13 protein-coding genes and 1 pseudogene are annotated in these 13,369 nt (G+C 55.2%); 6 read left to right on the forward strand and 8 right to left on the reverse strand.

Annotated elements, in window-relative coordinates; translation table 11 throughout:
* The first annotated feature begins 139 nt into the window (after nt 1–139).
* The 4 genes and pseudogenes from WM95_RS12485 to rlmA all read left to right on the forward strand — a co-directional run bounded on the left by WM95_RS12485 (nt 140) and on the right by rlmA (nt 3,326).
* Nucleotides 140–284: pseudogene (locus WM95_RS12485) on the forward strand (DUF2627 domain-containing protein).
* A gap of 13 nt (nt 285–297) precedes the next feature.
* Entirely contained in the window at nt 298–507 is a 210-nt protein-coding gene (gene cspE / locus WM95_RS12490) for a transcription antiterminator/RNA stability regulator CspE (protein ID WP_001062678.1), read from the forward strand.
* A 219-nt stretch (nt 508–726) separates the two neighbouring features.
* Entirely contained in the window at nt 727–2,445 is a 1,719-nt protein-coding gene (ftsI, locus tag WM95_RS12495; RefSeq protein WP_045355990.1) for a peptidoglycan glycosyltransferase FtsI, read from the forward strand.
* Between the two features lie 65 nt (nt 2,446–2,510).
* Nucleotides 2,511–3,326: a 23S rRNA (guanine(745)-N(1))-methyltransferase gene (gene rlmA / locus WM95_RS12500; RefSeq protein ID WP_063408600.1), complete on the forward strand. Its 816-nt coding sequence runs from the start codon at nt 2,511–2,513 to the stop codon at nt 3,324–3,326.
* Here the strand turns inward: rlmA and mntP are convergent.
* The 5 genes from mntP to manX all read right to left on the reverse strand — a co-directional run bounded on the left by mntP (nt 3,323) and on the right by manX (nt 7,477).
* Entirely contained in the window at nt 3,323–3,889 is a 567-nt protein-coding gene (gene mntP, locus WM95_RS12505) for a manganese efflux pump MntP (RefSeq protein WP_029741998.1), read from the reverse strand. The genes rlmA and mntP overlap by 4 nt on opposite strands.
* Before the next feature lie 398 nt (nt 3,890–4,287).
* Nucleotides 4,288–4,746, reverse strand: coding sequence for a DUF986 family protein (locus WM95_RS12515; RefSeq protein ID WP_045404374.1), 459 nt, complete (start codon nt 4,744–4,746; stop codon nt 4,288–4,290).
* 54 nt (nt 4,747–4,800) lie between these two features.
* Nucleotides 4,801–5,652, reverse strand: a complete 852-nt coding sequence (locus tag WM95_RS12520) for a PTS mannose transporter subunit IID (protein WP_006810994.1) — start codon at nt 5,650–5,652, stop codon at nt 4,801–4,803.
* A 12-nt stretch (nt 5,653–5,664) separates the two neighbouring features.
* The gene (gene manY / locus WM95_RS12525; protein ID WP_008500490.1) at nt 5,665–6,465 is read right to left on the reverse strand and encodes a PTS mannose transporter subunit IIC; all 801 of its coding nucleotides are present in this window, start codon (nt 6,463–6,465) and stop codon (nt 5,665–5,667) included.
* A 46-nt stretch (nt 6,466–6,511) separates the two neighbouring features.
* Nucleotides 6,512–7,477, reverse strand: coding sequence for a PTS mannose transporter subunit IIAB (manX, locus tag WM95_RS12530; RefSeq protein ID WP_023312200.1), 966 nt, complete (start codon nt 7,475–7,477; stop codon nt 6,512–6,514).
* 317 nt (nt 7,478–7,794) lie between these two features.
* Between manX and WM95_RS27855 the strand changes: the two genes are divergently transcribed.
* Nucleotides 7,795–7,953, forward strand: a complete 159-nt coding sequence (locus tag WM95_RS27855) for a protein YoaL (RefSeq protein WP_371874322.1) — start codon at nt 7,795–7,797, stop codon at nt 7,951–7,953.
* Nucleotides 7,941–9,500: a CNNM family cation transport protein YoaE gene (yoaE, locus tag WM95_RS12540; RefSeq protein WP_063408599.1), complete on the forward strand. Its 1,560-nt coding sequence runs from the start codon at nt 7,941–7,943 to the stop codon at nt 9,498–9,500. The genes WM95_RS27855 and yoaE overlap by 13 nt, the downstream gene beginning before the upstream one ends.
* Before the next feature lie 6 nt (nt 9,501–9,506).
* Here yoaE and WM95_RS12545 read toward each other — a convergent pair whose 3' ends face one another.
* The 3 genes from WM95_RS12545 to WM95_RS12555 all read right to left on the reverse strand — a co-directional run bounded on the left by WM95_RS12545 (nt 9,507) and on the right by WM95_RS12555 (nt 13,363).
* Entirely contained in the window at nt 9,507–11,105 is a 1,599-nt protein-coding gene (locus tag WM95_RS12545; protein ID WP_063408598.1) for an EAL domain-containing protein, read from the reverse strand.
* A gap of 130 nt (nt 11,106–11,235) precedes the next feature.
* Entirely contained in the window at nt 11,236–12,600 is a 1,365-nt protein-coding gene (gene sdaA / locus WM95_RS12550; protein ID WP_063408597.1) for an L-serine ammonia-lyase, read from the reverse strand.
* 184 nt (nt 12,601–12,784) lie between these two features.
* Entirely contained in the window at nt 12,785–13,363 is a 579-nt protein-coding gene (locus WM95_RS12555) for a CoA pyrophosphatase (RefSeq protein ID WP_023312196.1), read from the reverse strand.
* Between the last annotated feature and the right edge of the window lie 6 nt (nt 13,364–13,369).

Raw genomic sequence — 13,369 nt, forward strand, 5'->3', positions numbered from 1 at the left:
TGATGCGCATAATTGTGCAAAACCTGACAGGCACTGTTCGAATTTGTGCGGCGGATCGAGACATGTTTAAAAATGGCTTGCCATATTAAACATAGTGTGTGATAACACGTTTTGGGTCAAACGAGGTACAGTTCTGTTTATGTGTGGCATTTTCAGTAAAGAAGTCCTGAGTAAACACGTTGTCGTTGAATACCGCTTCTCTGCCGAACCTTATATTAGTGCCTCATGCAGTAATGTCTCAGTTTTATCTCAGCTAATGCCTGCGGGCTAAGAAAACACTCTAAGGAATTTTGCAAAATGGCAAAGATTAAAGGTCAAGTTAAGTGGTTCAACGAGTCTAAAGGTTTTGGTTTCATTACTCCTGCTGACGGCAGCAAAGACGTGTTCGTACACTTCTCTGCAATCCAGGGTAACGGCTTCAAAACTCTGGCTGAAGGCCAGAACGTTGAGTTCGAAATTCAGGACGGCCAGAAAGGCCCAGCTGCAGTTAACGTAACTGCTATCTGATCGAACCGCTGCTGACTGAAGCGCTTCGCACTTCACTCTCAGACATAAAGCCTCGCATAATGCGGGGCTTTTTTATGTCCCTTATCTTTCAAAATATTACCATTGGCGGTCTTGTTAGTAACTTGTTGCAAAGCTGCGAGGTTAGTAGCACTGTTTTGCCACCTTAAACCCATCTTTTCCCGTTAAATCAGGGCGTTGTTTAACAGTCCTGGGGTTCAGGTGAAGAAGAAATTGATAACCACCGCTGGCAATTTCACGCCAGCGCGTTTTGTGCTGCTCTGTTTAGCTATTTTTTGTAGTCTGGCTTTTTTGCTGGGCCGCGTTGCCTGGCTGCAAATCATCAAGCCTGACAATCTGGTGAAGCAGGAAGATATGCGATCCCTCCGCCAGCTGGCGATTGATGCGCCGCGGGGCATGATAATGGATCGCGAAGGTCGCCCCCTGGCGGTGAGCGTGCCCGTCCGGGCCGTCTGGGCCGATCCTAAAACGGTGCTGGCAAAAGGGGGCGTTGGCATTGACGAACGCTGGCAGGCGTTGGCAAACGCGCTGCATCTCTCCCTGGGCACACTTTCGGCGCGAATCAACGCCAACCCGCAGGGGCGTTTTATTTATCTTGCCCGTCAGGTCGATCCCGCACAGGCGAAGTGGATCGATAAGCTGAATCTGCCCGGTATCAATTTACGCGATGAATCCCGCCGTTTTTATCCTGCCGGCCATGTGGCAGCGAACCTGATTGGCTTCACCAATATTGACGGGCAGGGCATTGAAGGCGTGGAAAAAAGCTTCAACGCGCAGCTGACCGGCAAGGCCGGAGTGCGGCAGGTAAGGGAAGACCGCTACGGTCGCGTGGTTGAAAACCTGACGGAAGTGGCGCCCGCGCCGGCGCATAACATCCAGTTAAGTATCGACGAGCGGCTGCAAACCATCACCGAGGATGCACTCGATAATGCCGTGGCCTGGAACAAGGCCGAGTCTGGCGCATCGGTGCTAATAAATATCCCAACCGGGGAAATACTCGCCATGGCGAGCTATCCGGATTTCAACCCCAATAATCGGGAAGGCGCGACGATAAACGATTTTCGTAATCGCGCGATCAGCGATACGTTCGAACCCGGTTCGACGGTCAAGCCCCTGGTGCTGATGACGGCCCTGCAGCAGGGCCTGGTCCAGCCGGACAGCGTGATTGACACTCACCCGTATACCCTTGACGGGCATCGTATCCGCGACGTGGGCTATTATCCTGAACTGACGATGACCGGGATCCTGCAAAAATCGAGCGACACCGGCGTATCCCGACTCTCCCTGGCAATGCCTGTCCAGCATCTTATTGATACCTATCGAAACTTTGGGTTTGGCACGAATACGGGGCTTGGCTTAACGGGCGAGAGCGCGGGGCTGTTGCCAAATCGTAAATACTGGAGCCAGCTCGATCGTGCGACCTTTGCCTTCGGCTACGGGTTGATGGTGACGCCGCTCCAGCTGGCGCACGTCTACGCCACGATCGGCGGCTTCGGGCTCGAGCGACCTCTCTCGATTACGCGTATCGATCCACCCGTTATCGGGCACCGGGTCATGCCGGAAGAGATCGCACACGAGGTGGAACACATGATGGAGAGCGTTGCGCTGCCCGGCGGCGGGGGCGTTAAGGCCGCCGTTCGCGATTACCGGGTGGCGGTGAAAACCGGCACGGCGAAGAAAATTGACGACAGCGGAAAGTACGTCGATAAATACGTTGCGTATACGGCCGGCGTTGCGCCCGCCAGCGATCCGCGCTTTGCCCTGGTGGTAGTCATTAACGATCCGCAAAATGGCGCCTACTACGGCGGTGCCGTTTCCGCGCCTGTTTTCAGCGAGATTATGGGTAACGTGCTGCGTCTGGAGAATGTAAAACCTGACGGGTTACCGGCGGGCTCCGATCACCTTATCGTTATGCGTTAACCGGGCGTTTATAACCAGGGCGAATAGCGGTACACTTCGCCCTTTGATTATGCTTCGGAGTCACCATGTCCTTCAGCTGCCCCCTTTGCCACGCCCCCCTGACGCATTCAGATAAAAGCTATACCTGTCCGCAGGGGCATCAGTTTGATATGGCAAAAGAAGGCTACGTGAATCTTCTGCCGGTGCAGCATAAGCGCTCCCGCGATCCAGGCGACAGTGCAGAGATGATGCAGGCGCGTCGTGCGTTTCTGGATGCCGGGCACTATCTGCCGCTGCGGGAGACCGTCGCGCAGATGCTGAATGACATCCTGCCGGGTTCAGCCACCGCCATGCTCGATATCGGCTGCGGGGAAGGATACCACACCGCACGGTTTGCCGGGATCGCACGCGAGAAGGGCGCGTTGACATTCGGTCTGGACGTGTCGAAAGTGGCCATTCGCGCGGCGGCAAAGCGTTACGCGGACGTGACGTTCTGCGTGGCATCCAGCCACCGGCTGCCGTTTGACGATGCCAGCATGGATGCGGTTATCCGCATTTACGCGCCCTGCAAGGCGGAAGAGCTGGCTCGCGTGGTGAAACCGGGCGGATGGGTCGTCACCGTGACGCCGGGCCCGCGTCATCTGATGGAGCTGAAAGGCCTGATCTACGACGAGGTGCGACTGCATGCCCCTCATTCTGAACAGCTGGCCGGTTTTACCCTGAAGCAGGAGCAAACCGTAGCGTATGAAATGACGCTTAAAGGGGAAGAAGCAACCGCGCTGCTGCAGATGACGCCGTTCGCGTGGCGGGCAAAACCGGAAGTGTGGGAAGCGTTAGCTCTACAATCAATATTTAACTGCCAGACGGATTTCAGTATCCACGTCTGGCAGCGCGAAGATTAACCGGCGAAGTGTGCCCAGAGGATCTGGGCACCAATGCCAATCAGCACAATTCCTCCCAGGATCTCGGCGCGTTTACCCAGCAGCGGGCCGATAAACCGTCCAACCATCATGCCCAGCGTGGACATAATCAGCGTTGCGCAGCCGATGGCCAGCGCGGTGGCGATAATATTGACCTGCAGGAATGCCAGACCGACGCCGACGGCCATCGCATCAAGGCTGGTGGCAATCGCCGTGGTGACCAGCAGCCAGAACCCGTGGCGGTGCTGCGGCTCCTCGTCTTCATCATCACCGCCGCGAAAACCTTCTATCACCATTCGGCCACCGAGAAACACCAGCAGTACGAAGGCAATCCAGTGGTTCCACTCCAGCACGAACTGGCTGGCGAGCATGCCAAGTCCCCAACCGATAAGCGGCGTCAGCGTTTCGATAGCGCCAAAAATGAGGCCGGTACGCAGGGCTTCTGAGAACTTAGGTTTGTGGAGCGTGGCGCCTTTTCCGATGGAAGCCGCAAAAGCGTCCATGGACATGCCAAAAGCGAGGAGGATCGTAGCGGAGATATTCATAACAGCGTCCAGACCGGGGATATCCATATGACACATCACTGCCCCCAGTAAACAGCAGTTGATGTATCTATGGTCTCGCCTGATCGCGCCGCACATAAGATGTGCTGTCAGCGATCCGTACGCGCCACGTTTTTCAACGAGTATGTTGACACGTACATTTCCTGCGAGCAGGAAATCGGCTACTCCCCAACGACGGGCGCAACCTTAACATATTTTGAGAATATAAAACAACAACGAAGAGGCATTATTTAAAATGCTTGGTGATAACGATTTTCATTTGTCTTTAAGCGTGAAAATATCGTTAACAAATAGAGAACAAATTAACGAAAGGGATATAGCTTTGGCTATATTTCTTGCGCAAGATAAACACAGAATATAGCCATTGCTATATATTTAACTCATTGAGTTTTAACAAGTAACTTGTATATCTTTTCCAGGTCGTCAATATTCTTCACCCGAATAAGCAGGCGGCGTTGTTCTAATTGCATCACCAGCACACCGTCTTCGGATAAATTCATCTCTTTAATACGGTTATATTCTATCCACACATTGGCGAAGAAAAATCCGCGGGATTTAAAAATGATTTTCGGCGTGCGGATCCAGAACAGATAAACCGCCATTAATGCCAGCGCACATAATAACCATGTGGTTAATATTGCACCATGGCTGGTGACGTTATTGTAAATAAGAATAACGATGAGACCCGCGAAGATAAACGCATCCACGCGTCCGCGTCGCAGAAGGGGAAGGGAGAGCAGCGTCTCGCCGTGACGGCGGGGCATGATGAATTCGTCATAGATCGCGTAAGCCAGAAGGGCAGCAATAAATAAAACCAGTACGATGTCCGTGACAGTCATTCATCCTCCAGATAAAAAAACCGGGGGCAAGCCCCCGGCCTATAGCATTGAAACTTACAGACCCAGCAGGCCGACAGCGTAGCCCGCGATACCGATGACGAAGAAGCCAACGATAATCCACAGCGGGTTCACTTTCTTACGCAGCAGCCACATGCAGGCAAAGGTCAACAGCAGCGGTACCAGGCCAGGCATCAGCTGGTCCAGAATCGTCTGCACGGTGGTGACGCGGGTCTGACCATCCTGACCGGTGATGGTCGATACCACCAGCGGGATGTTCACGTGCGTCCACTTGTTAACCAGCGCCCCCATGACAAACAGGCCGAGGATTGACGCCCCCTCAGTCAGTTTTTGCAGGAAGCCGCCGCCCATGTCCTTAACGATGTCCACCCCTTTACGGTAGCCGTAGGCCACGCCGTAGTAACGGGTCAGCAGGCGCACGGCGTTGAACAGGATGAAGAACAGCAGCGGGCCAAGCAGGCTGCCGCTCATCGCGATACCGGCACCCAGCGCCGCGAAGACCGGACGCACGGTACCCCAGAAGATTGGGTCACCGACACCGGCCAGCGGGCCCATCAGGCCGACTTTGATACCGTTGATGGCACCGTCGTCAATCTCTGCGCCGTTCGCACGCTGTTCTTCCATCGCCAGCGTTACGCCCAGAACCGGAGCCGCTACGTAAGGATGGGTGTTAAAGAATTCCAGGTGACGCTTGATCGCCTGACGGCGCGCTTCGTTGTTTTCCGGGTACAGGCGTTTGATCGCCGGCACCATAGAGAAGCAGAAGCCCAGCGCCTGCATACGTTCGAAGTTCCATGAACCCTGAAACAGGTTAGAACGGATGAACACGCCACGAATATCACCCGGAGTGAGTTTTTTCTCGGTGGTAGTTTTTGTCATATCAACCATTTCGCTCACCTGCTAGTCCAGTTCGTTATCGAGATCGTTGTTACCAGCAGCCTGCGCTGGGGCACCCGCGACGCGGTTATATTTCGGGCTGAGCTGGATGTAGAGAATCGCCATTACCGCACCAATCACACCCAGTGCAACCAGGTTGAAGTTGGTGAAGGCAGCGGTCACGAAGCCGAGGTAGAAGAACGGCATCAGATAGCCTGCGCGCATCATGTTGATGACCATCGCATAACCGACGACCACGATCATGCCGCCCGCGATGTTCAGACCGCCGGTGACCACTTCTGGAATGGCGTTCAGCATGCTCTGCACTTCACTGGTACCAACAGAGATCGCCACGATAACCGCCGGGATCGCGATACGCATCGCCTGCAGGAACAGGGATGAAACGTGGATCCACGACAGTGCCGTGAGGTTGCCGTTTTCGGCCGCCTTATCCGCCGCATGCTGGAAGGCAACGGTGATAGTACGAACGATGATGGTCAGAACCTGGCCAGCTGCAGCCAGCGGGATCGCCAGCGCGATACCGGCACCAATACTCTGGTGACCAGCAATAACCAGAACGGTCGAAATGATAGAGGCCAGCGCGGCATCGGGCGCAACCGCCGCGCCGATGTTCATCCAGCCCAGGGCGATCATTTCCAGGGTACCACCGATGATGATACCGGTTTTCATGTCACCCAGAACGGCCCCAATCAGCGTACAGGCCACCAGAGGGCGGTGGAACTGAAATTCATCAAGTACGGATTCCATACCCGCAATACATGCGACGACGAACACCAGCACAATCTGAAGAGTGGTAATCTCCATTGCACTTCTCCTATTACATAAACTTTATATGAGAACCGGCGCGGGCTTATTTCCCAACTTTGCCGATCAAATCCATCATTTTCAGTTTTTGATCCGTAGAAACCTTACGGGCTTCCAGTTCAATACCGCGCGCATTCAGCTTGTTGAATGCCTCGATATCTTTCGCATCGACTGAAATGGCGTTGTTGACCTGCGTTTTGCCCTGACGGAATGCCATACCACCGATGTTCACGGAGGTGATTTTCACGCCGCCTTCAACAATGCGCTCAACGTCTGTCGGGTTAGTGAACAGGAGCATTACGCGTTCACCCGCATATTTCGGGTTGTTGTAAACGCGGATCATCTTGGCGACATCCACGACGTGCGCGGTAACGCCAGGAGGAGCAACCTGAGTCAGAAGGGTTTTACGTACGGTATCGGCGGCAACTTCATCGCTGACCACGATAATGCGTCGAACGTTGGTCTCTTTGGTCCAGCGCGTCGCGACCTGGCCGTGGATTAAGCGGTCATCAATACGCGCCAGGCCGATGACCATGTAATCGTTCGGGCCCATCGGTTTTGTCGGTGCTGCCGCTTTTGGTGCCGCTGCAGGCGCAGGGGCAGGTTTTTCAACCGGCTGCGCCTTCAGGGCTTTTACCCCTTCGCGACCGGTTTCAACGGCCAGCGCCACCAGCTCATCAAACGCCGGATTGTCGTCGCGCGCCATGAAGGTTTCCACCAGCATGGGAATATTAACCCCGGCGACAACTTCATAGTGCTCTTTATCGACGACAATGCGGCTGGCGGCATTGAACGGGCTGCCGCCCCATGTATCAACGAGAAACAGCACGCCTTTGCTGGTATCCAGCTTCGCGAGTTGAGCGTTGTACTTCTCTATCAGCGTCTCGGCGTTTTCACCGGGAACGAAATCGATCCAGCCGACGTTTTCCTGCTCGCCCAACAGCATCTCTGCCGTTTTGAGTAGCTGCTCAGCAGCCCAACCATGTGTGCCTATGACAATAGCAATGGTCACTTGCTACCTCCTTTTATTATCATTAATACGCCTGCCAGGCAGCCGTACTGAGAATCGTATTGGCGAACCGAATCGATTCAGATAAGGGTTAGAGTTCAAAAAAACTAAGACTTCCGCGAATTATTTTAGATAGTGAAAAAATAATTTATGTGATGAAGATCCGTAATTTAGCCACGCGTGACAGATTTATCTGTAGCGTAAAGCCGCTGTGTTACAGAACTTTGCAAAGGAACGTAAATCTTTGCTAAAAACACAGTGTCTCTGATATGTTTAGCCTCCGTTTAATCGTTCAGGAGTATAGGGTTACAGCCCACTATATGGACCGTCACCGACGTCAGTCATCTGCCAGGCCATTTCGCGCCTTATTCACCGGCGATCCTCGCCACGTATCGACTCTGTTTGCCTCAGTTTTGCCCACGTTGAGTGGGGCACCGTTTCGTCATTCCTTTAGCAGGAGCTTGTCATGGAATTCTTAATGGACCCGTCAATCTGGGTGGGATTGCTCACGCTGGTGGTGCTGGAGATTGTTCTCGGCATTGATAACCTGGTGTTTATCGCCATCCTTGCGGACAAACTGCCGCCAAAACAGCGTGATAAAGCGCGTCTGATTGGTCTCTCGCTGGCGCTGGTTATGCGACTGGGGCTGCTCTCCGTCATCTCCTGGATGGTCACGTTGACTAAACCGCTGTTCTCTGTCATGGACTACACCTTCTCCGGGCGTGATTTAATCATGCTGATTGGGGGGATATTCCTGCTTTTCAAAGCGACGACGGAGCTACACGAGCGGCTGGAAAACCGTCAGCACGATGATGGACACGGCAAAGGCTATGCCAGCTTCTGGGTGGTGGTGCTGCAGATCGTGGTGCTTGATGCGGTCTTCTCGCTGGATGCGGTGATCACGGCGGTCGGCATGGTGAATCATCTGCCGGTAATGATGGCGGCTGTCGTTATTGCGATGGCGGTCATGCTGCTGGCCTCGAAGCCGCTGACGCGCTTCGTCAACCAGCATCCAACGGTAGTCGTTCTGTGTCTGAGCTTCCTGCTGATGATTGGTCTGAGCTTGGTGGCGGAAGGTTTTGGCTTCCATATTCCGAAAGGCTACCTGTACGCCGCAATTGGCTTCTCGATTCTGATCGAGCTGTTCAACCAGATTGCGCGCCGTAACTTTATTAAGCAGCAGTCGAATCAGCCGCTGCGCGCCCGTACCGCAGACGCGATACTGCGCCTGATGGGCGGTCATCGTCAGGTGAACGTCCAGTCTGATTCCGAAAACCATAACCCGGTTCCGGTCCCTGAAGGGGCGTTTGTGGAACAAGAGCGCTACATGATTAACGGCGTGCTCTCCCTGGCCTCCCGTTCGCTGCGCGGCATCATGACGCCGCGTGGGGAAATCAGCTGGGTTGATGCAAACCTGAGCGTCGATGAAATTCGCCAGCAGCTGCTCTCTTCTCCGCACAGCCTGTTCCCGGTGTGTCGCGGAGAGCTGGATGAGATCATCGGCGTGGTGCGGGCAAAAGAGATGCTGGTGGCCCTGGAAGAGGGCGTCAACGTGGAAGCCGTTGCCGCCGCGTCGCCTGCGATTGTCGTGCCGGAAACGCTGGATCCTATCAACCTGCTCGGGGTGCTGCGCCGCGCTCGCGGTAGCTTTGTTATCGTCACCAACGAGTTTGGCGTGGTGCAGGGGCTGGTCACGCCGCTGGACGTGCTGGAAGCGATTGCCGGTGAATTCCCGGATGAAGACGAAACGCCAGAGATCGTTGCCGACGGTGAAGGCTGGCTGGTTAAAGGTACCACCGACCTGCACGCGCTCTCGCACACGCTGGGCCTGGAAAACGTCATCAACGATGAAGAAGACATCGCGACCGTTGCCGGTCTGGTTATCGCGGTTAACGGGCAAATCCCGCGCGTCGGAGATGTTATCGAGCTGGCACCGCTGCACATTACGATCGTTGAAGCAAACGACTATCGCGTTGATATGGTTCGCATTGTTAAAGAACAATCAGCCCACGACGAAGATGAGTAAGCCGGCTTAGCGCAGCGGCATTAAGGGCACGATGTGCCCATTATGATGCGCTGGCGGGGACGAACTTCCCGCCAGCCACTTCGGAAAATCCCGTAGCGGCATGGGCCGCGCATAGAAAAACCCCTGCAGGACAGGCACGCCATGGCGGCGCAAATAGCGCGCCTGCTCCTCCGTCTCGACCCCTTCAGCCACCAGTTCAATATTCAGCCGCTGTCCCAGCGCAATAATCATATCCGTCACCGTCGAGTTCACGGCGTCGGTGCCGATGGCGGTGGTAAACGACTGGTCGATTTTCAGCACGTCCGGGTGAAGCTTTTCAAGCCAGGAGAGGGAGCTGTTCCCGGTACCAAAATCGTCGATGGCCAGCTTCACCCCTTTGCGATGCAGTTCGCGAACGATGCGATAATCCGCATCCAGCAGCGCATCCCGTTCCGTAAGTTCAATCACCAGCTGCTGGCGCGGACGGGCGCTGAACCAGAGATGGTTCAGGTCCTGTATCAACGCCGCGTGACGAAAATGGCTGGCGGCGACGTTAATACCGATGTGAAAACCAGCGCTGGCGGGGAAGTAGCCTATCTGGCGCACCGTTTCGGCGATGACGTAGCGGGTCAGGGGGACAATCAGGTTATGTTCTTCTGCCAGAGGGATAAACACCTCCGGGGAGATCCAACCCTGACGGGGGTTATTCCAGCGCAACAGGATCTCCACGCCGGTGCAGGCCTGGGTACGGGCATTCACCAGCGGCTGACAGAAAAGCTCAAATTCCCGCCCCGCAATCCCCATATCGATCTCCCACGTAAAGCTCATCCGGTTTGCCGTTGCCAGCCAGGCGAGATAACCCAGCAGCAGGCTGAGCATGAGCCCGAGAGGCAGCTGGGCTGGCAGGCTTTTTAAGGCTAATTCTCCAGGGCCTGGCCCGCTAACTGTAATGGTGAAAGGATTTCGGGCTGAAGATTGCTGGAAAAGAGAGCCCTCCTCGTCGAAGGTCAGGCTGTCGCTGACGCGTTGTCCATAGCGCAGAAAGCGATCGCCCACGGTCAGCGCCACGTCATTGATGAGCGGGCGCTGGGGCTCCAGGATCATTTTGGCGATCAGATCGATATTGATGATCTCGATAACGCCAGCTTCACCGTCCTGAGAGACGGGATACCACTGGATCAATATCGGGCTACCCTTAAGCAGCCACTGATCGCTCGATAAAATCAGCTTCGCCGTGCTGGCGGGTAATTCTTTCAGGAAGTCGCGAACGGGCACATTGCGGCTCCCGAAAATACTTGAGCAATACAGGACACCGTCGTTAATCAGGGCGATGGAGCGTACCGTCTGCAAAATGGCGGCCTGCTTTCGCAGCGCCAGGTGCGCCTGCGGGCAGGGCTGCCCCACCAGGGGCTGCAGCACGCTGCGGCGGTTCTCTAAAGAAAGCAGGACGTTATCAAGGGCGCGAACGGTGTGGCTTGTAAAATCGAGGATCCGCTGTTGGTTAACATTGCGCTGTGAAATAAAGCGAATGCCTAACGTCAGGATGAGCGTGAGGAGCGCAACCGTCACACAGACGATAGCGCGTTTTCGGCGATAGTTTTTAATGATCGTTTGTGCAGTTTGCATGAACGGTCGCCTGATAAGCCACCAGCCACAAAAGCCGGACGCAACAGTAAAAGTGTAGTGGGGAAAGCAGAAGGAGACGAGAAAGAAGAGGGAAATTCGCCCATCCGTTGCAGATGGGCGAAAGGCAGTATTAGTCGCACTGCACCTTAATGGCCAGGCCACCGCGGGACGTCTCGCGGTATTTCGCGTTCATGTCCTTGCCGGTTTCGTACATGGTTTCAATCACCTTATCCAGCGATACGCGAGGTTCGCTGGTACGGCGCATCGCCATCCGTGAGGCGTTGATGGCTTTCACCGAGGCAATCGCGTTACGCTCGATGCACGGCACCTGAACCTGGCCCGCGACCGGGTCACAGGTCAGACCGAGGTTATGTTCCATACCGATTTCCGCCGCCACGCAGACCTGCTCAGGGCTTGCGCCCAGCAGCTCTGCCAGACCGGCCGCCGCCATGGAGCAGGCAACGCCCACTTCACCCTGACAGCCCACTTCCGCACCGGAGATGGAGGCGTTCATTTTGTACAGCGCACCAATGGCACCTGCCGCCAGGAAATAGCGGATATAGATGTCCGGCGTCACGGGCTCAATAAAGTGCTCGTAGTATGCCAGTACTGCCGGAACGATACCGCACGCACCGTTGGTTGGCGCCGTCACGACGCGGCCACCGGCGGCGTTCTCTTCGTTAACCGCCAGGGCAAACATGTTTACCCAGTCAACCACGTTCATCGGGTCGTTGGAGAACTTGTCCGTGGTCACCAGCATACGGCGCAGGGCAGAGGCACGACGCGGTACGCGCAGTGGGCCCGGCAGAACGCCTTCGGTGTTCATCCCGCGGTCGATACAGGCGCGCATGGTTTGCCAGACGTTCGCAAAATAGTCTTCAATCTCTTTTTTGCTGTGCAGGGCCAGTTCGTTCTGCATCACCATGCCGGACAGTGAAAGACCGGTCTCTTTGCAGTAGCCCAGCATCTCGGTAGCCGATTTGAACGGGTACGGTACGCTGACGTCGCCGACGCTGTCTTTGCCAAAATGCTCTTCATCCACGATGAAGCCACCGCCGATGGAGTAGTACGTTTTGCTGTAAATCTCTTTTTCACCGCTGTAAGCGTGAATGGTCATGCCGTTTTCGTGCAGCGGCAGGTTGTCGCTGCGAAAACGCATGCCGTCATCCTGCGGGAAATCGACTTCCTGCTGACCGTTTGCCAGCAGCAGGCGGCCGCGTGTTTCCACGTCGCGGATGAATGCCGGGATGGCATCAATATCTACGGTATCCGGCATATTGCCTGCCAGACCCATAATAATGGCGATATCGGTGTGGTGGCCTTTACCCGTTAATGACAGCGAGCCGTAAACATCCACGGCGACACGGGTAACGCTTTCCAGTAATCCTTTTTCGACCAGATCATCGACGAACTGTTTACCGGCCTTCATCGGGCCAACAGTATGGGAAGACGAAGGGCCAATTCCCACTTTGAACATGTCGAATATACTAATCACTTTCACACTCCTGACAGGGTTACCGGGGTTCCAGTAACGATGTTATAACTGCGCATAGTGTAAGAGGGAACACCGACCTCGGCTTAACTATTCACATGAATTAAACTAATGGTTAACGATGGGTTTTGCTAATAGCGCGACGCGGATCGCAAACCTGCGAAAAAGGGTGGAATGTAAAGTATAGTCAAGGTTTCAGGCCGATTTGCAGCGCCAGCTCACGAATGATGCCCGCCGTCATGCCCCAGACAAAATAATGCTGATACCAGGACAACCAGACCCGATGGTCATGCCCGCGACGATGGATATCCAGCGGATGATAACGGCTTAGCCGAAGCGCCTCTTCGAGCGGCATTTCAAACACCGCTGAAACTTCATCGACGCTGGCGTGATACTGCAGGCCAGGCGGGATAATGCCCACCACCGGCGTGACCTGAAAACCGGTGACGCTGTCGACGGGCGGCAGCACGCCGATGACCTCCACAGCCTCCGGCGGAATGGCAACCTCTTCCTGCGCTTCCCGCAGCGCGGCGGCAATCAGCGAGGCGTCGGAGCTGTCAACCGCGCCACCCGGAAAGGCGACCTGACCCGCGTGCTTACGTAAATGGGGAGAACGCTGGGTGAGCAGCAGGCCCGGCTGCGCGCGACGCACGACCGGGATCAGCACGGCCGCCTGACGCTGGTTCAGCGCTTCGCGGTTGACCTGCGGTCGTAATAGCTGAAAGCGAGATAAAAAATCGTCCAGCGTCAGGTTCTCTTTTTCCACCCGTGA

This window comes from Enterobacter cloacae complex sp. ECNIH7 (assembly GCF_002208095.1).
In the GTDB taxonomy this organism is placed as follows: Bacteria; Pseudomonadota; Gammaproteobacteria; order Enterobacterales; family Enterobacteriaceae; genus Enterobacter; species Enterobacter cloacae_M.

Excerpts from the sequence above, each read along its gene's own strand:
- cspE (WP_001062678.1), top strand. The coding sequence starts at position 298 with ATGGCAAAGATTAAAGGTCAAGTTAAGTGGTTCAACGAGTCTAAAGGT.
- rlmA (WP_063408600.1), top strand. The coding sequence starts at position 2,511 with ATGTCCTTCAGCTGCCCCCTTTGCCACGCCCCCCTGACGCATTCAGAT.
- mntP (WP_029741998.1), bottom strand. The coding sequence starts at position 3,889 with ATGAATATCTCCGCTACGATCCTCCTCGCTTTTGGCATGTCCATGGAC.
- WM95_RS12515 (WP_045404374.1), bottom strand. The coding sequence starts at position 4,746 with ATGACTGTCACGGACATCGTACTGGTTTTATTTATTGCTGCCCTTCTG.
- WM95_RS12520 (WP_006810994.1), bottom strand. The coding sequence starts at position 5,652 with ATGGTTGATATGACAAAAACTACCACCGAGAAAAAACTCACTCCGGGT.
- manY (WP_008500490.1), bottom strand. The coding sequence starts at position 6,465 with ATGGAGATTACCACTCTTCAGATTGTGCTGGTGTTCGTCGTCGCATGT.
- WM95_RS27855 (WP_371874322.1), top strand. The coding sequence starts at position 7,795 with ATGGACCGTCACCGACGTCAGTCATCTGCCAGGCCATTTCGCGCCTTA.
- yoaE (WP_063408599.1), top strand. The coding sequence starts at position 7,941 with ATGGAATTCTTAATGGACCCGTCAATCTGGGTGGGATTGCTCACGCTG.
- WM95_RS12545 (WP_063408598.1), bottom strand. The coding sequence starts at position 11,105 with ATGCAAACTGCACAAACGATCATTAAAAACTATCGCCGAAAACGCGCT.